18 protein-coding genes are annotated in these 16262 nt (G+C 69.7%); 10 read left to right on the forward strand and 8 right to left on the reverse strand.

The genetic code is table 11. The features are described 5' to 3' along the window. Positions 1 to 3 precede the first annotated feature (3 nt). The 9 genes from ASC61_RS05100 to ASC61_RS05135 all read left to right on the forward strand — a co-directional run bounded on the left by ASC61_RS05100 (position 4) and on the right by ASC61_RS05135 (position 8738). Positions 4 to 1128 (forward strand): sensor histidine kinase, encoded by a 1125-nt coding sequence (locus ASC61_RS05100; RefSeq protein ID WP_056210133.1) that lies wholly within the window; start codon positions 4 to 6, stop codon positions 1126 to 1128. Between the two features lie 46 nt (positions 1129 to 1174). Then, positions 1175 to 1909: a LytR/AlgR family response regulator transcription factor gene (locus ASC61_RS05105; protein ID WP_056210135.1), complete on the forward strand. Its 735-nt coding sequence runs from the start codon at positions 1175 to 1177 to the stop codon at positions 1907 to 1909. Then, positions 1906 to 2298, forward strand: a complete 393-nt coding sequence (locus tag ASC61_RS05110) for a hypothetical protein (RefSeq protein WP_056210137.1) — start codon at positions 1906 to 1908, stop codon at positions 2296 to 2298. Before ASC61_RS05105 ends, ASC61_RS05110 begins: the two co-directional genes overlap by 4 nt. Next, a complete protein-coding gene (locus tag ASC61_RS05115; RefSeq protein ID WP_056210139.1) occupies positions 2295 to 3785 on the forward strand; it encodes a sodium/solute symporter in 1491 nt (496 codons plus the stop codon). Before ASC61_RS05110 ends, ASC61_RS05115 begins: the two co-directional genes overlap by 4 nt. 179 nt (positions 3786 to 3964) lie before the next feature. Then, positions 3965 to 4303, forward strand: a complete 339-nt coding sequence (locus ASC61_RS05120) for a DUF485 domain-containing protein (RefSeq protein WP_082530473.1) — start codon at positions 3965 to 3967, stop codon at positions 4301 to 4303. Next, on the forward strand, positions 4300 to 5958 hold the full coding sequence (locus ASC61_RS05125) for a solute symporter family protein (RefSeq protein WP_056210143.1): 1659 nt from the start codon (positions 4300 to 4302) through the stop codon (positions 5956 to 5958). Before ASC61_RS05120 ends, ASC61_RS05125 begins: the two co-directional genes overlap by 4 nt. 144 nt (positions 5959 to 6102) lie before the next feature. Further along, on the forward strand, positions 6103 to 8061 hold the full coding sequence (acs, locus tag ASC61_RS05130) for an acetate--CoA ligase (protein ID WP_056210145.1): 1959 nt from the start codon (positions 6103 to 6105) through the stop codon (positions 8059 to 8061). A gap of 90 nt (positions 8062 to 8151) precedes the next feature. Beyond that, the gene (locus ASC61_RS19655; protein ID WP_157439386.1) at positions 8152 to 8310 is read left to right on the forward strand and encodes a hypothetical protein; all 159 of its coding nucleotides are present in this window, start codon (positions 8152 to 8154) and stop codon (positions 8308 to 8310) included. A gap of 38 nt (positions 8311 to 8348) precedes the next feature. After that, on the forward strand, positions 8349 to 8738 hold the full coding sequence (locus tag ASC61_RS05135) for a phage holin family protein (RefSeq protein ID WP_056210146.1): 390 nt from the start codon (positions 8349 to 8351) through the stop codon (positions 8736 to 8738). On the opposite strand, the gene ASC61_RS05140 is transcribed toward ASC61_RS05135, so the two are convergent. Genes ASC61_RS05140 through nth form a run of 5 tightly spaced genes read right to left on the reverse strand, consistent with a single transcriptional unit; the run spans position 8735 to position 12703 of the window. Then, positions 8735 to 9559, reverse strand: coding sequence for a hypothetical protein (locus ASC61_RS05140; RefSeq protein WP_056210148.1), 825 nt, complete (start codon positions 9557 to 9559; stop codon positions 8735 to 8737). The genes ASC61_RS05135 and ASC61_RS05140 overlap by 4 nt on opposite strands. Continuing rightward, the gene (locus ASC61_RS05145; RefSeq protein WP_056210150.1) at positions 9559 to 10731 is read right to left on the reverse strand and encodes a MarP family serine protease; all 1173 of its coding nucleotides are present in this window, start codon (positions 10729 to 10731) and stop codon (positions 9559 to 9561) included. Before ASC61_RS05145 ends, ASC61_RS05140 begins: the two co-directional genes overlap by 1 nt. Positions 10732 to 10734: 3 nt before the next feature. Continuing rightward, a complete protein-coding gene (locus ASC61_RS05150; RefSeq protein ID WP_056210152.1) occupies positions 10735 to 11376 on the reverse strand; it encodes an NUDIX hydrolase in 642 nt (213 codons plus the stop codon). Beyond that, a complete protein-coding gene (locus ASC61_RS05155) occupies positions 11373 to 11987 on the reverse strand; it encodes a TlpA family protein disulfide reductase (RefSeq protein ID WP_162243648.1) in 615 nt (204 codons plus the stop codon). The genes ASC61_RS05150 and ASC61_RS05155 overlap by 4 nt, the downstream gene beginning before the upstream one ends. After that, on the reverse strand, positions 11984 to 12703 hold the full coding sequence (gene nth, locus ASC61_RS05160; RefSeq protein WP_235503489.1) for an endonuclease III: 720 nt from the start codon (positions 12701 to 12703) through the stop codon (positions 11984 to 11986). Before nth ends, ASC61_RS05155 begins: the two co-directional genes overlap by 4 nt. Positions 12704 to 12883: 180 nt before the next feature. Here nth and ASC61_RS05165 point away from each other — a divergent pair, with 180 nt between their 5' ends. Continuing rightward, positions 12884 to 13561, forward strand: coding sequence for a Crp/Fnr family transcriptional regulator (locus ASC61_RS05165; RefSeq protein ID WP_056210156.1), 678 nt, complete (start codon positions 12884 to 12886; stop codon positions 13559 to 13561). Between the two features lie 73 nt (positions 13562 to 13634). Here ASC61_RS05165 and ASC61_RS05170 read toward each other — a convergent pair whose 3' ends face one another. The 3 genes from ASC61_RS05170 to ASC61_RS05180 form a co-directional block, all read right to left on the reverse strand. Next, on the reverse strand, positions 13635 to 14501 hold the full coding sequence (locus ASC61_RS05170) for a DUF559 domain-containing protein (RefSeq protein WP_157439388.1): 867 nt from the start codon (positions 14499 to 14501) through the stop codon (positions 13635 to 13637). 182 nt (positions 14502 to 14683) lie between these two features. Next, positions 14684 to 15445 (reverse strand): MBL fold metallo-hydrolase, encoded by a 762-nt coding sequence (locus ASC61_RS05175; protein ID WP_056210161.1) that lies wholly within the window; start codon positions 15443 to 15445, stop codon positions 14684 to 14686. Next, complete coding sequence (locus tag ASC61_RS05180) at positions 15445 to 16260, reverse strand: NUDIX hydrolase (protein ID WP_157439389.1); 816 nt, start codon at positions 16258 to 16260, stop codon at positions 15445 to 15447. The genes ASC61_RS05175 and ASC61_RS05180 overlap by 1 nt, the downstream gene beginning before the upstream one ends. Positions 16261 to 16262: the final 2 nt, after the last annotated feature.

A 16262-nucleotide genomic window follows, 5' to 3' on the forward strand; every position in this document is an offset into this window, starting at 1 on the left:
GGGATGGACAACATCAGGACGGCGGCGATCGTGATCGCCGCGCTCGTCGCAGCCGCGGTGTTCGTCCGGTGGCGGCTGCTGACGCGTCGACGGGTGCTGGGCTCGCCGGCCGACCGGGCGACGTACGAGACCTTGCACACCGCCTCGCAGGCGGCGCCCGCGCTGCGCCGGGGCCTGGACGCCGAGAGCGCTGCCCTCGCCCTCCCCCACGTACGGACGCTGCTCGGCGGGCCCGTCGTGGCGATCACGGACCTCCACGACCGCCTCGCGGGCGACGCCCCTGACGTCGCGGACCTCACCACGGATGCCCTCGCCAGCGGCCGGACGCAGGCCTCGGACCGGGCGATCGTCGCGCCCCTGTCGGTCGAGGGCCGCGTGGTCGGCAGCATCGCGGTCGTCACCGAGGAGGCGTCGGCCGGCCTGGCACGCGCGACCACGGAGGTCGCCCTGTGGATGTCGAGCCAGCTCGAGCTGGCCGAGCTGTCGGAGTCCCGCACGGCACTCATGGAGGCCGAGCTGCGCGCGCTGCGGGCGCAGATCTCGCCACACTTCATCTACAACTCCCTCGGCGCGATCGCCTCGTTCGTACGCACGGATCCCGAGCGGGCCCGCGAGCTGCTGCTGGAGTTCGCCGACTTCACCCGCTACTCGTTCCGCGAGCACGGCGAGTTCACGACGCTCGCGGAGGAGCTGCGGTCGATCGAGCGCTACCTCGTGCTGGAGAAGGCGCGCTTCGGTGATCGGCTGCGCGTCGTCACCCGGGTGGCGCCGGAGGTGCTCAGCGTGACGCTGCCGTTCCTCGCGATCCAGCCGCTCGTCGAGAACGCCGTGCGCCACGGGCTCGAGGCCAAGGATGGCGACGGGACCGTCACGGTCGTGGCGCTCGACGAGGGCGTCGAGTGCGTCATCACGATCGAGGACGACGGGGTCGGCGTCGAGCCGGAGACCGTACGCGATGCGCTCTCGGGTCACACCACGAGCGCGTCGGTCGGGCTCGGCAACGTCGACGAGCGGCTGCGCACGGTCTACGGCGACGAGTACGGCATCGTCGTCGAGACCGCGCCCGGGCACGGCACCAAGGTCACCGTGAGGCTGCCGAAGTTCCACCCCGGCGCCGAGTCGGCGTGACGTCGGCGCGGTTGTGGTGCCGGCCGGTCCTCGGCATGATCACCCCATGACTGCCGCCTTGCGGGCGCTCGTGGTGGACGACGAGCAGCCCGTGCTCGACGAGCTCGTGTGGCTGCTGGGCCGCGACGATCGCATCACGTCCGTACGCGCGGCTCGCTCCGGTGCCGAGGCACTGCGGGTGCTCGACGAGGGCGACATCGAGCTGGTGTTCCTCGACGTCGCGATGCCCGGCTTGAGCGGGCTGGAGATCGCCCGGTTGCTCGGCCGGTTCCGCACGCCGCCCCGCATCGTGTTCGTGACGGCACACGACGCGCATGCCGTCGAGGCGTTCGAGATGAATGCCGTCGACTATCTCCTGAAGCCCATCCGCGAGGAGCGGCTCAGCGAGAGCGTGCGTCGCGCCTGTGCCGACGCCGAGTCCGCACCGCCGGCGAGCGACGACCGGATCGCCGTGGAGCTCGGCGGGGTCACCCGGTTCGTGTCGCGGGCGTCGGTGTCGTACGTCGAGGCGCAGGGCGACTACGTACGCCTGCACGTCGTCGACGGCGGCAGCCACCTCATCCGGACGCCGCTGACGACACTGGCCGACGAGTGGGCGGAGGCCGGCTTCGCGCGGGTCCACCGCAGCCACGTCGTCAACCTCGCCCACCTCCGCGAGCTCCGCGTCCAGGCCGGCCGGTCCAGCGTGCTCGTCCCGGTCGGCGAGGCGCTCGTCGAGATCCAGGTCGCCCGCCGTCATGCTCGCGCGCTGCGGGAGCTGATCCACGAGCGAGCGTTGTGACCGAGAAGGAGTACACCGGGCGCGTCAGAGTCACGAGTCCCCTCACGACGGCGCCGGCGCACGTACGGCGCAGCGTCCGCCAGGAGATCGACGAGTCGACCGGCATCGGCGAGGTCTACATGCGCTCACTGATCCGGGCCCAGCTCCGCGCGGCGCTGACCGTCGCGGCGACGCTCATGCTGTCGATCGGCGCCCTGCCGCTGCTGTTCCTGGCGTTCGACAGCGTCACCCAGATGCACGTGCTCGGCGTCCCGGTCCCGTGGTGGATCCTCGGCGTCCTGGTCTATCCCGGCCTGTTCGCGCTGGGCTGGGTCTACATCCGCCAGGTCGAGCGCGCCGAGCGCGACTTCACCGAGCTCGTGGAGCCCGAGCGCCCGGGCACGCCATGAACTCCACGTACGGCGTCGTCGCCGTGGCACTGGTGGCGGTCGCGACGCTCGGCATCGGGGCGTTCGGCCTGCGCATGAGCCGCACGACCAGCGACTTCTATGTCGCGTCGCGCTCGGTCAGTCCGGTCTGGAACAGCTCCGCGATCGGCGGGGAGTACCTCTCGGCGGCCTCGTTCCTCGGCGTCGCCGGGCTCGTGCTCACGCACGGCGCCGACATGCTCTGGTACCCGATCGGCTGGACCACGGGCTACCTCCTGCTGCTGGTGTTCGTCGCGGCGCCGCTGCGGCGCTCCGGGGCGTACACGATCCCGGACTTCGCCCAGGTCCGGCTGCAGTCCCTGGGCGTACGCCGGGTCGCCAGCGCCCTGGTCGTCGCGGTCGGCTGGCTCTACCTCATGCCGCAGTTCCAGGGCGCGGGCCTCACGCTTCGTACGGTCACGGGTGCGCCCAACTGGGTCGGCACCGTCGTCGTCGCAGTGATCGTCGTGGTCAACGTGGTGTCCGGCGGCATGCGCAGCATCACGTTCGTGCAGGCGTTCCAGTACTGGCTCAAGCTCACCGCGCTGCTGATCCCCGTCTTCTTCCTGGTGCATGCGTGGACCGGTGACGGCCGACCTTCCCCGGTCGCCCCCGAGGAGTGGTTCCAGCCGTTCAGCCAGGCCGACGGGCCGGGGCTCTACCTGACGTACTCGGTCATGATCGCGACGTTCCTCGGCACGATGGGTCTGCCGCACGTGGTGGTGCGGTTCTACACCAACCCCGACGGGCACGCCGCGCGCCGGACGACCCTGATCGTGCTGGCGCTGCTCGGCACGTTCTACCTGCTGCCCACGATCTACGGCGTGCTGGGCCGCATCTATGCGCGCGACCTGCTGGGCGCCGGGCGTGCCGACACCGTCGTCCTCGAGCTGCCGTCCCGCGTCATCGGCGGCAGCACGGGCGAGCTGCTCGCCGCCCTGCTCACGGCCGGCGCGTTCGCCGCGTTCCTCTCCACCTCGTCCGGCCTCACGATGTCGGTCGCCGGCGTCGTCGGCCAGGGCCTGGCGCGCGGGCGGATCTCGACCATCACAGCCCTGCGCCTCGCAGCGGCCGGCTGCGTCGTGGTGCCTCTCCTGCTGGCGTTGTCGGCTGAACGCATTGCCGTCGCGAGCTCCGTGACGTTCGCCTTCGCGCTGGCCGCGTCGACGTTCTGCCCGCTGCTCGTGCTCGGCATCTGGTGGCGGGGGTTGACCGCGCGGGGCGCGATCACCGGGCTCATCGGCGGCGGTCTCGGTGCCGGGGTCGCGGCGGTCATCACGATCGCCGTACGTCCCGACGGCTGGTTCGGCGTCGTCATGAGCCAGCCGGCAGCGTGGTCCGTGCCGATCGGGTTCGCCCTGATGATCGGCGTCTCACTCGCCACTCGCTCGGACGTACCCGCGAACGTCTCCCGCACGATGGTGCGGCTGCACACTCCCGAGCGCCTCGACGTGGACCGCCGGTTCTGAGCTGCCGTTCGACCCCGCAGACCGACCGTTCGTCGTACGCCGAGGACCGCACGTCGCACGCCCGTCGGCCTCCAACGCATACCCCGTGGAGTGATCTGGCTCACAGGAAAAGGGGTACCTAGGTTCGGAGCGGCGACACGTACCCGTGCCGTCCTGCCTTCACGGAAGAGGTGATCCCGGTGGCCGAGAGAATCCCGCCCAAGGCCCACGCGGCCTATCAACGCATCCATGCGACGGACGAGTTCGCTGAGCTGAAGCGCTCCTACCTGCGGTTCGTCGTCCCGCTGACCGTCGCGTTCATGACCTGGTACCTGCTGTACGTCCTGATGTCGAACTACGCGGGCGACTTCATGGCGCACAAGGTCGCCGGCAACATCAACGTCGCGCTGATCTTCGGCCTGCTGCAGTTCGTCTCGACGTTCGCCATCGCGATCTGGTACGCCCGGTTCGCCGCGCGACGCATGGACCCGATCGCGGACCGACTCCGTGCCGAGTACGACGAGGAGATCACGCGATGAGCACCACGGCCACACTCCTGCGCGCCGCCGAGGACAACGACCACCAGGCGCTCACCGGCTCCCTGTTCGTCCTCGTCGTCCTGATCACGGTCGCCATCACGTTCTGGGCGAGCCGCAACACCAAGACCGCCGCCGACTACTACGCCGGGGGCCGCAGCTTCTCCGGCGCCCAGAACGGCTTCGCGGTCGCCGGCGACTACATGTCGGCAGCGTCGTTCCTCGGCATCTCGGGCGCGATCGCCCTGGCCGGCTACGACGGCTTCCTCTACTCGATCGGCTTCCTGGTCGCCTGGCTGGTGGCCCTGCTGCTGGTCGCCGAGCTGCTGCGCAACTCCGGGCGGTTCACGATGGCTGACCAGCTGGCGTTCCGCATGCGGCAGAGGCCTGTACGCACAGCGGCGGCGACGTCGACCGTCGTCGTGTCGATCTTCTACCTCCTCGCGCAGATGGTCGGCGCCGGCGCGCTCGTGGCGCTGCTGCTGGGCGTCGAGAACGAGGGCCTGACCAAGAACCTGACGATCGTCGGCGTCGGAGCGCTGATGATCTTCTACGTCACGGTCGGCGGCATGAAGGGCACGACCTGGGTGCAGATCGTCAAGGCCGTCCTGCTGATGGCGGGCACGATCCTCATCACGGTGCTGGTGCTGGCCAAGTTCGACTTCAACATCAGCGACATGCTCGGCACCGCGGCGGACAACAGCGGCAAGGGCTCGGCGTTCCTCGAGCCCGGCCTCAAGTACGGCGTCACGACCACCAGCAAGATCGACTTCATCTCGCTGGGCCTGGCCCTCGTGCTCGGCACTGCCGGACTGCCGCACATCCTGATCCGCTTCTACACCGTCCCGACGGCGCGCCAGGCCCGTAAGTCGGTGCTCTGGGCGATCGGCCTGATCGGCTCGTTCTACCTCATGACGCTGGTCCTCGGCTTCGGTGCCGCGGCTCTGGTCAAGGGCGACGAGAAGGAACAGATCGCGAGCTCCGGCGGCAACCTGGCCTCGCCACTGCTCGCGGAAGCCGTCGGCGGGGGTTCCGGATCCACCGGAGGCGCGGTGCTGCTGGCGATCATCTCGGCGGTCGCGTTCGCGACGATCCTCGCCGTGGTCGCGGGGTTGACGCTGACCTCGGCGTCGTCGGTCGCGCACGACCTCTACGCGCAGGTGTGGAAGCGCGGCGAGGTCACCGAGAAGCAGGAGGTGGCGACCGCCAAGATCGCGGCGTTCGTGATCGGTGGCATCGCGATCCTGTTGGCGATCCCGGCGCAGAAGCTCAACATCGCCTTCTTGGTGGCGTTGGCGTTCGCCGTCGCAGCCTCGGCCAACCTGCCGGCGCTGCTCTACAACCTGTTCTGGAAGCGGTTCAACACCAGCGGAGCGGTGTGGAGCATCTATGGCGGCCTGATCTCGTCGGTGGGGCTCGTGATCTTCTCGCCGGTCGTCTCCGGCAAGGGTGAGGACCCGGCGGGCAAGAACCTCTCGCTGCTGCCGACCAGCATCGACATCAGCTGGTTCCCGCTGGAGAACCCCGGCATCGTCTCGATCCCGATCGGGTTCCTGTGCGGGTTCATCGGCACGATGCTGGCGAAGGATCGCGATGCGGAGGAGCACTACACCGAGCTCGACGTACGTGCGATGACCGGCGCCGGCGCCATCCAGTAAGCCGCGCGGCAGGCCGGGCCCGTCGGAACCCTCGGGGGGTCTCGACGGGCCCGGCCGCTTCGCTCGCAACCACGGCGCAACCCACTGCACGCGATCTTGTGGGCTGCGACACAATCGAGGAAGAACCCCGGACGAGGAGCAACCGTGACCGAGCAGAACATCAGCAACCTGTCCCACGAAGACCGTGTGTTCGAGCCGCCGGCGGACCTGGCGGCGAATGCCAACGTCAAGGCCGAGGTCTACGAGCAGGCGGCCGCCGACCGGGTGGCGTTCTGGGGCGAGCAGGCCGACCGGCTGACCTGGGGTACGCCGTTCAGCGAGGTGCTCGACTGGTCCAACCCCCCGTTCGCCAAGTGGTACGTCGGCGGCACGCTCAACGCGGCCTACAACTGCGTCGACCGGCACGTCGAGGCGGGCAACGGCGACAAGGTCGCGCTGCACTTCGTCGGCGAGCCCGACGACGACACGCGCGACATCACGTACGCCGAGCTCAAGGACCTGGTGTCCCAGGCAGCCAACGCGCTGATCGACCTCGGCGTGCAGACCGGCGACCGGGTCGCGATCTACATGCCGATGATCCCCGAGGCGGTCATCGCGATGCTCGCCTGCGCACGACTCGGCGCCCCGCACACCGTCGTGTTCGGCGGGTTCTCCGCCGACGCCCTCTCGTCGCGCATCCTTGACTGCCAGGCCAAGGTCGTCATCACCGCCGACGGCGGCTACCGCCGTGGCGCCCCGTCGGCGCTGAAGCCGGCCGTCGACGAGGCTTTGCAGAAGTGCCCCGACGTGACCGGTGTGCTGGTCGTACGCCGCACGGGCCAGGACGTGGAGTGGACCGAGGGCCGTGACGTGTGGTGGCACGAGACCGTCGACAGCGCGTCCAAGGACCACACGCCGGAGATGTTCGACGCCGAGCACCCGCTCTACGTCATGTACACGTCCGGCACGACCGGCAAGCCCAAGGGCATCCTGCACACCACGGGCGGCTACCTGGTGCAGTCGACCTACACGTTCTGGGGCGTCTTCGACTACAAGCCCGAGGACGTCTACTGGTGCACCGCCGACGTCGGCTGGGTCACCGGGCACTCCTACATCGTCTACGGGCCGCTGGCCAACGGTGCAACGCAGGTGCTCTACGAAGGCACCCCCGACACCCCGCACAAGGGCCGCTGGTGGGAGATCGTCGAGAAGTACAAGGTCACGCTGTTCTACACCGCCCCGACCGCGATCCGTACGTTCATGAAGTGGGGCGAGCAGATCCCCGCCGAGCACGACCTCTCGTCGTTGCGCATCCTCGGCTCGGTCGGTGAGTCCATCAACCCCGAGGCGTACGTCTGGTACCGCGAGAACATCGGCAGCGGGCGCACCCCGATCGTCGACACGTGGTGGCAGACCGAGACCGGCGCGCACATGATCAGCCCGCTGCCCGGCGTCACCAAGGGCAAGCCGGGATCGGCGATGACCGCGATCCCCGGCATCGCCGCCGAGGTCGTCGACGACGCCGGCAAGCCGGTCGAGCACGGCGAGGGCGGCTACCTCGTGATCACCGAGCCGTGGCCGTCGATGCTGCGCACGATCTGGGGCGACGACGACCGCTACAAGGAGACCTACTGGTCACGCTGGCCGGGCTTCTACTTCGCCGGTGACGGCGCCCGCAAGGACGACGACGGTGCCATCTGGCTGCTCGGCCGCGTCGACGACGTCATGAACGTCTCAGGCCACCGCCTCTCCACCACCGAGATCGAGTCCGCGCTCGTGTCGCACCCCAAGGTCGCCGAGGCCGCTGTCGTCGGTGCCACCGACGAGACGACCGGTCAGGCCGTCGTCGCGTTCGTCATCCTGCGCGAGTCCGCCGGCGACGGTGGCGAGGAGATCGTCCAGGAGCTGCGCAACCACGTCGGCAAGGAGATCGGCGCGATCGCCAAGCCCCGCCAGATCATGATCGTCCCCGAGCTGCCCAAGACGCGCTCGGGCAAGATCATGCGGCGACTGCTCCGTGACGTCGCCGAGAACCGCGAGGTCGGCGACGCCACGACACTGGCTGACACGGGGATCATGGACAAGATCACCGCCGGCATGAAGACCGCCAAGGACGAGGACTGACGTCCGTACGGCGCGATCTTCGCCACACTGACAGGCTCAGGACGGGTCCCGTTCAGTTTCGTCTCATCTCCACGGGGAAATCTCGTGGGCATGACGACGATGAGGAACGACGAGAAGGCGACTCCCGCGACTCGACGCATCAGCACCGACCTGGCCCTCGGGCTCGTGCTCCTCGGCGGCGTGGTCATCGGCCGACTGCTCTGGGCCGTCAGCGACGGCAGCATCCTGTCGGCGATCGGCGCACGCTGACCTGCGCGACCCGGTGAGTCACTTGTAGGCTCGCCGGTATGAACCGAGCTGATGATCCGACCATTGGTCGGCTGGTTGCCGACGCCAGCCGCGACATCTCCGCGTTGGTGCAGTCGGAGATCAAGCTCGCCAAGAGCGAGCTGAAGTTCAGCGTCAAGGCCGGCGGCATCGGCGCAGGCCTGCTCGCGGTCGCGGCGTTCTTCGGCCTGCTGATCGTCGTCATGCTATCGATCTCCGGCGCCTACTTCCTGACGATGACCGGGCTCGACCCCGCGTGGGCGTTCCTCATCGTCGCCGGCGTCTACGTCGTGCTGACGATCCTCGCGATCATCCTGGGCATCGTGCTGCTCAAGAAGGTTCGCGCGCCTGAGCGCACGATCGCCACCGCCAAGGAGATCCCGGCAGCCCTCAAGGGCCGCCCGAGCTAGGTCGTACGGCCAACCGCGGCGCGGCCGACGAGGCCCGCGACCGCGACGATGCCGCCGCCGACCGCCAAGACCACGAGCCAGGCGTCGAGCGAGCTGGCGGCGCGATCGACGATGAGCTTCTGCAACGTACGGGCGAACTCCGACGGCGCCTCGGTGTGATCGAGGATGTTCTGCGTGACGGGACCGCTCGTCAGCCAGAGCAGACCGGCGACCGCCACGGTGCCGCCACCGAGCCACGCAACTGCCGTCGACGTACGCCTTGCCGCCGCGAGGCACACGACGGCGCCGATCGCGGCGACGATCCCGGCCAGGCGACCGAGGTCGGTCGACTCCTTCACGCGGTCGACCATCTTGCGGTCACTCTCGTCGGTCACGACGGGCACCACGAGACCCTTGGGCACGGTGATCGTGATGGGCAGGTTGCCACTGACCTGCTTCGCGACGAACGCGGCCATGGGACCCACGTCGACGCCCAGGATCGTGGGCATCGGGTCGGCGAACGCCTCGCGGTGGGAGCTGCGCTGCGTCTCCTCCCACGCCTCGACGAACCCCGCCTGGTTGCTCGAGCGCTCGACGGCATTCGCGAGCGCGGCCGCCGCCGGCGCCTTGAGCGCCTCGGGGACGACGCCGCGCGCCGACAGCTCGTCGGTGAGGTAGGCCGAGAACGCGCTCTGCAGCTCGGTGTCCTGGGCCAGCGTGCTGCTGAACGCGACGTAGCCGTCCTCGTCGACGATGTGGGTCGACAACCACAGCAGCGGGACGGCCGCCATCAGCGCGATCAACGCCACCGCGCCGGAGACGAACGAGACGACGGTGCGCATCAAGCACACCCACCGGTCGAGACCGTGGAGGTCGCGGCGACGCCGGCGCGCGCATCGTCGGCCACCTGCGACGCGGTGAGGGCGTAACCTGTCGACTTGTCGGTGATCGACGCGGCGAAGATGACGCCGAGCACGTCACCGTCCTTGGAGACCAGGGGACCTCCGGAGTTGCCGGAGCGTACGAGCCCGCGCACCGAGAACGTCTGGCGAACGACCTGCCCCTTGTCGTAGATGTCGGGGCTGCGCAGCCGGATCTCGCTGCGGATGCGGGCCGCGCGCGCGTCGAAGGGGCCGTTCTCGGGGAAGCCGAGGATCGCCGCGTCGTCGCCCGCCTCACCGCTGGTGTCGAACGTCAGGGTCGGCACGCTCGCACCGTCGACCGCAAGCACCGCGACGTCGAGCTTGCGGTCGAACAGCACGACGCGGGCGTTCGTACGCTTGCCGTCGATCACGACCGACGGGTTCTCGACCCCGGCGACCACGTGCGCGTTTGTCATGATGCGGCCGTCGGCGTACGCGAAGCCGGATCCCTCGATGCCCCGCTGGCAGCTCGCCTGGCCGAGGATCTTGACGACGCTGCGCGACGCCTTCTGCACCCCGGGGCTGTTGAGTGTCGCGGTGTCGGGCGGACCGACTGGCTTGATGTTCTCGCTCTCGAACGGATCGAGGTAGCGCGGGAACAGGTTGGCGTCGAGCACCTCGTTGAACGACCGGAGCACCGACGTCGCTCGCGCCGGCATGACCGAGTCGACCCGGTCGAGGATCACCGAGTCGCGAGACGCGGTCGAGAGGTAGGGGATCGTCGTCCCGCTGACGGAGTAGCCCAGCGCCCAGCCGGCACACAGCACGGCGATCATGCTCAGCAGGCTGCCGCCGACGGCGTCGACCCAGCGCAGCGGCTTCCACTTCAGGCCGTTGCGCAGGTCCGTGCCGACGTACGTGCCGATGCCCTGGCCGATCGCGGCCGCGCCCACGACGAGCCCGAGCGCGAGCAACGACGAGCTCAGGGTCGCAGTGTTGCCCGACAGGAACTTGGGCACGATCGCCAGCGCCAGCAGGCCGCCGATCAGCAGGCCGATCGTCGCGATGAGGTTGACCACGAAGCCCTGGACGTAGCCCGACACGGCGTACGCCAGCAGGATGAGGATGAGGATCAGGTCGAGGGAGTTCATGCGTCAGAAGTCCGGGAGGGGTCGGGTGACGCTGTCGTCCCAGGGTTGCTCCCACCCGAGCCGTTCGAAGAGTCGCGACACGACGCCCGCGGTGAAGCCCCACAGCGGCACGCCCGAGCCGACCTCGAACGCCGGACCGCGCCAGCCGGACGGGTGCTCGACGCTGAACCGGTTGGCCGGGTCGAGCAGACGGCGGATCGGCTGGTGGATGATCGCCCCGACCTCCTCGGCGCTGACCGGCATGAGCGGCACGGGATCGCGCCAGTATCCGAGCACAGGGGTCACCGCGAAGTTGCTGGGCGGCAGCCACAGGGTCGGCAGGGTGCCGAAGACGTCGACCGTCTCGGGGTCTAGACCGACCTCCTCCCGCGCCTCGCGCAGCGCGGTGGCGACCGCGTCCGCGTCGCCGGGATCCGTGGCGCCGCCCGGGAACGAGATCTGGCCGGCGTGGTTGCGCATCTTCGCCGCGCGCTCGGTGAGCAGCAGCTCGGGGCCGTTGTCGCCGTCGGCGAACAGCATCAGGACCGCTGCGGGGCGAGCATCGGCCGGGGCGTGCGGGAACCGGGGCGCCAGCTGCTCGGCCTCGACGGACCCGGCCAGCTCAGCGAGGGGCCGCAGCCACTCGGGGAGGTGCTCCCACGTCATGGCGACACCCCCAAGTGCTTCTCGATCGCGGCCGTCAGGTCGGCGTACGAACGGAACGCGACGCGCTCCGTGGCGACCATTGTTCCTTGTGCGTCCACGAACACGGTCTGCGGCAGACCGATGACCTTGAGCGGAGCCTTGGTGGTCGAGTCCGGATCCGCCAGCAACGGGTAGGTCACGCCGGACCGTCGCGCGAGCTCGACCGCCGCATCGGGTGCCGCGTCGGCGAAGTCGACGCCGATGACGCGGACCTTGTCGCCGTACTTTTGGTGGACCTCGGCCAGGAGAGGCAGCTCGTCGCGGCACGGGGCGCACCAGCTGGCCCAGAAGTTGATGATCGTCGGGGTGCCGGACAGACCCGAAAGGCGTACGGGCGACCCACCGCCGAGGCAGTCCAGCGTCAGCTCGGGCAGGCCGCCGTCGGCGGGGGCGGTGCCGTCGGCGGCGGGGCACTCCTCGATCCCGGCCTGCTTCTTCGCCGCCGCGAGCTGTCCCGCATCGGTCGTCGGCGCGGTGCCGCCGCCGAACGTCGGGTGGTCGTCGTCCGACCCGGGTCCGCCACACGCCGTGAGGAGGAGCGCGAGTGCGGCCAGGATCACCCGCGCCCTCACGCAGGGCCCTGCGTCGTGATCAACGCGGCAGCCTCGGCGGGGTCGATCGGGCCGGTGCCGTACGACGGGCACCAGTGCGCGACCGGGCACGCGCCGCACGCAGGCTTCTTGGCGTGGCAGCAGCGCCGGCCGTGCCAGATCAGGCGATGGCTCAGCATCGTCCAGTCCTTGGGCGGGAAGATCGCGCCGACCGCGTGCTCGGTCTTGACCGGGTCCTTGACGATCTCGTCGGGCACCCACTGGAACCGGCGCACGAGGCGGGCGAAGTGCGTGTCGACGGTGATGCCTGGCACGTCGAACGCGTTGCCCAGCACGACGTTGGCGGTCTTGCGGCCGACGCCGTGCAGGGTGACCAGGTCCTTGAGCCGTCCCGGGACCTCGCCGTCGTAGCGCTCGACGAGGTCGGCCGACAACCGCAGCAGGCTCTCGGTCTTGGCGCGGAAGAACCCCGTCGGGCGGATGAGCTCCTCGAGGGTGGCCCGCTCGGCGGCGGCCATGGCCCGCGCATCGGGATAGGCGGCGAACAGCGCCGGGGTGATGGCGTTGACCCGGCGATCGGTGGTCTGAGCCGAGAGGACCGTGGCGATCAGGAGCTCGAACGGCGTACGGAAGTCGAGCTCGCAGCCCGCGTCGGGGTAGGTCTCGGCGAGCACGCGATTGATCTTGCGGGCCCGGCGAACCAGTGTCGTGTCAGGTCGGATCGCGTCGCTCGGCACGGGGTCCAGCGTACGTGTTGGAGCGCAGATGACCCCTCCGAAGGTCGTCCCTGCAGGCACGGGCGCCGGGCGAGCGGCGTACCGGCATCGGCGCGTATTCGGCATCGGCCGTCCCGATGTGGGAAACTGCGATCGGTGCACACACTGTGACCAGTGCAACATGAGTGATAGGGAAGACCCGTGACCGACGACGTTCTCCGCCAGGCTCCGCTGTTCTCCGGCCTCGACGACGAAGTAGCTGCCTCGCTCGAGTCGTCGATGTCCTCGGCCTCGCTGCGCCGCGGAGAGATCCTCTTCAACGAGGGCGATGACGGCAATCAGCTCTATGTGGTCACCGAGGGCAAGATCAAGCTCGGTCGCACCTCCCCCGACGGCCGCGAGAACCTGCTGGCGATCCTCGGGCCCGGTCAGATGTTCGGCGAGCTCTCGTTCTTCGATCCCGGACCCCGCTCCGCGACCGCGACCGCCGTCACCGATGTCGAGCTCAAGAGCCTCGGCCACGAAGCGCTGAGCCCCGTGCTCAACTCGCACCCCGACGTCGCGCACGCGCTGCTCAACCAGCTGGCCGGCCGTCTGCGCCGCACCAACGAGGTCGTCGGTGACCTGGTGTTCTCCGACGTTCCCGGCCGCGTCGCCAAGGCGCTGCTCGACCTCGCCTCACGCTTCGGTCGCCGCGCCGACGACGGTGTGCACGTCAACCACGACCTCACGCAGGAAGAGCTGGCCCAGCTCGTCGGCGCGTCCCGCGAGACCGTCAACAAGGCCCTCGCCGACTTCGCCTCGCGCGGCTGGCTCCGCCTCGAGCCCCGCAGCGTCGTGATCCTCGACCTCGAACGCCTCCAGCGCCGCGCCCGCTAACCCCCGCGATTTGGCCGCTAGACCACCACGTCGACGCGCCATCTTGGTGTACTGTCCGCCAAATCGCGGCGCTTCAGGGGCGGTAGCCGCGCTGCATGAGGGCTTGGCGCACGCGAGCGGCGATCGCTGACGGTTCACGCATGTCCGCGACGGTCACGACGATGACCCGCCAGCCGGCGGCTTCCAGCGCCTCTCGCCGCAGGTGATCGCGCTGTCGTTGCAGAGCATCTCGTTCGTGCTGCCAGCCGTCGTACTCGACCAACACCTTCCACTCCCGATAGACGAGGTCGCCGCGCGCCAGGAAGCGGCCGAGCTCGTCGAGGATGTCGGTGTTGAGCTCCGGCTCAGGCAGCCCTCGTCGGATGAGGTCCCAGCGCAGGGCCGATTCGCGAACGGACTCGGCGCCCTCGCGCACCATCGACGCGGCATCACGCGCACGGACGACCCCGTCGATGTGGGACTGCATGACGTACGCCCTCAGGTCGAGGAGATCGGTCTGCTTCTGTGCGACGAGCCAGTCACCCACCTGAACGAGCTCACGGGTCGACAGTATTGTCGCGCAGTCCACGAATGTCCGGTCGGGACCGAGCACCGGGACGCCACGGAGAAGCGTTGAACGCAGCAGTCCGCGGCGCCGGTGGACTACGAGGCCTTCGCGCTCGATGTGCACACGGCTGTTGGTGGAGAAGTGGATCGGGAGCTCGGCACGCATCGCCAAGCCTCGCCATCTCAGGGAGGAAGTGTGGCTCAACGCTGCGTCAGGTGGCAGCACGTGCAGGGCTGCGGCGACCGCCAGCTCGTACGTCAGCGGCGTCGATCGATAGCGGTAGACGCCGGGATGGATCGACACGATCCGCTTCCCTTCGAGCATCCGTGCCGTGAGTCCTAGGCCGAGCGCCTCTGCCCGGGTGAAGACCCGGCCGTCGAGCTCAGGAGGCAAGGGATGAGGGGCCGGCACTGCACCACCATCGGCGAGCAACTCACCGGACCACACCACTCGAGCCGAAAGCTGTGGACAGAGCAAGGCGTGGCCGCACCCTGTGCGCCGCGATTTGGCGGGTCGACCACCAAGATGGTCGCGCGACGTGGTGGTCTACCCGCCAAATCGCGGTGCCTGCGGGGTCAGTCCTTGAGGTAGTCGAGCTGGGCGGCGACGCTGAGCTCGGCGGCGCCCCACAGCACAGGGTCGACGTCCTTGTAGACCGCCTCGACGACCTCGCGGGCGGTCGTGGCGCCGGCGTCGACGGCGGCGCGTACCTGGTCGAGGCGCTCCGCACGGTGCTCGAGGTAGTAGTCGACGACGGCACGCGGGTCGTCGATCACCGGACCGTGACCGGGCAGGATGCGGGTCACGAGGCCCTCCTCGACGAGCTCACGGATGTGCGCCATCGAGTCGAGATAGGGCCCGAGCACGCCGTCGGGATGCGCGATCACCGTCGTGCCACGGCCCAGGATCGTGTCGCCGCTGAGCAGCGACCCGTCGCCGACGAGCCGGAAGCAGGTCGAGTCGGTGGTGTGCCCCGGCGTCGCGATGACCTCGATCTCGAGCCCGTCGACGAGGATCGTCTCGCCGTCGACGAGCGGCTCGGCGTCGCGGGTGAACTCGGGATCGGTCGACCGCGTCGGGGCACCCGTCAGCTCGACGAACCGCCCGAGGGCCTCGGTGTGGTCGAAGTGACGATGCGTGAACAGCACGAGCCCCACGGACCCGGCGGCGTCGAGGACCGCGCGGAGATGCGCCTCGTCCACCGGACCCGGGTCGACCACCACCGAGTGCGAGGCGCCGGGCTCACGCAGGATCCAGGTGTTGGTGCCGTCGAGCGTCATGATGCCCGGGTTGGCGGCCAGGACGTACGACGCACGGTCGGTGACGGTCGTGCTCATCAGAGGTCTCCCAGGTCGGTCTCGAGGAACAGGTCGCCGTCGATCTCGACGAGCTGGGGCACGATCGTGCGGATCGTACGTTCGGCAGCCGCGGCCACGATGGTGCTGGCGGTGTGCTCGGCGACCTCGCGGCAGGCGACCACGGTCGGCGGCATCATCGCGGCTTCCCCCGCCTCGACGCGGGCGAGCACGTCACGCAAGGGGGCCCAGGCGGCATGGTCCGCCTCGCGGCTCATCTCGCCGACCCGCTGCCCCGCGGGCATGGCCGCGACGAAGAACCGGGTGTCATAACGCCGTGGCTCGAACGTCGGCGTGATCCAGTGCGCCCACGCGCCGATCAGGTCAGAACGCAGCACCAGCCCATGGCCGAGCAGGAACTCGGCGAAGGTCACCTCGCCGGCCTCCAGCGTCGCGCGGGCGGCCTGCATCTCGAGGCCGCTCGTGTCGGAGAGCACGGTGTCGGGGCCGGGACCGGCGAGCAGCACGCCAGTCTCCTCGAACGTCTCGCGCACGGCAGCGACGACGAGCCCGCGCGCCAGCGACTCGTCGCAGTCGAGGCGCCTCGCCCACTCCGCCGTGGACGGCCCTGCCCATGGCACCTCGCCCGTGACGTCACTGGGGTGCATGCCGCCGCCCGGGAAGACGTACATGCCCGCAGCGAACGCCATGCTGGTCTGGCGCCGCATCAGATAGGCCTCGATGCCCTCGGCCCCGTCGCGCACGACGATGATCGTCGACGCGTGGCGCGGCTCGACCACGGTGCCGTTGTAGCCCTGCGCATGCTCGCGCAGTCTCTCGGGCAGGGGCACGCGCATCG

Origin of the sequence: Aeromicrobium sp. Root344, from assembly GCF_001425755.1 — a bacterium.
Taxonomy (GTDB): Bacteria; Actinomycetota; Actinomycetes; order Propionibacteriales; family Nocardioidaceae; genus Aeromicrobium.

Excerpts from the sequence above, each read along its gene's own strand:
- ASC61_RS05100 (WP_056210133.1), top strand. The coding sequence starts at position 4 with ATGGACAACATCAGGACGGCGGCGATCGTGATCGCCGCGCTCGTCGCA.
- ASC61_RS05105 (WP_056210135.1), top strand. The coding sequence starts at position 1,175 with ATGACTGCCGCCTTGCGGGCGCTCGTGGTGGACGACGAGCAGCCCGTG.
- ASC61_RS05115 (WP_056210139.1), top strand. The coding sequence starts at position 2,295 with ATGAACTCCACGTACGGCGTCGTCGCCGTGGCACTGGTGGCGGTCGCG.
- ASC61_RS05125 (WP_056210143.1), top strand. The coding sequence starts at position 4,300 with ATGAGCACCACGGCCACACTCCTGCGCGCCGCCGAGGACAACGACCAC.
- ASC61_RS19655 (WP_157439386.1), top strand. The coding sequence starts at position 8,152 with ATGACGACGATGAGGAACGACGAGAAGGCGACTCCCGCGACTCGACGC.
- ASC61_RS05135 (WP_056210146.1), top strand. The coding sequence starts at position 8,349 with ATGAACCGAGCTGATGATCCGACCATTGGTCGGCTGGTTGCCGACGCC.
- ASC61_RS05140 (WP_056210148.1), bottom strand. The coding sequence starts at position 9,559 with ATGCGCACCGTCGTCTCGTTCGTCTCCGGCGCGGTGGCGTTGATCGCG.
- ASC61_RS05145 (WP_056210150.1), bottom strand. The coding sequence starts at position 10,731 with ATGAACTCCCTCGACCTGATCCTCATCCTCATCCTGCTGGCGTACGCC.
- ASC61_RS05150 (WP_056210152.1), bottom strand. The coding sequence starts at position 11,376 with ATGACGTGGGAGCACCTCCCCGAGTGGCTGCGGCCCCTCGCTGAGCTG.
- ASC61_RS05175 (WP_056210161.1), bottom strand. The coding sequence starts at position 15,445 with ATGAGCACGACCGTCACCGACCGTGCGTCGTACGTCCTGGCCGCCAAC.
- ASC61_RS05180 (WP_157439389.1), bottom strand. The coding sequence starts at position 16,260 with ATGCGCGTGCCCCTGCCCGAGAGACTGCGCGAGCATGCGCAGGGCTAC.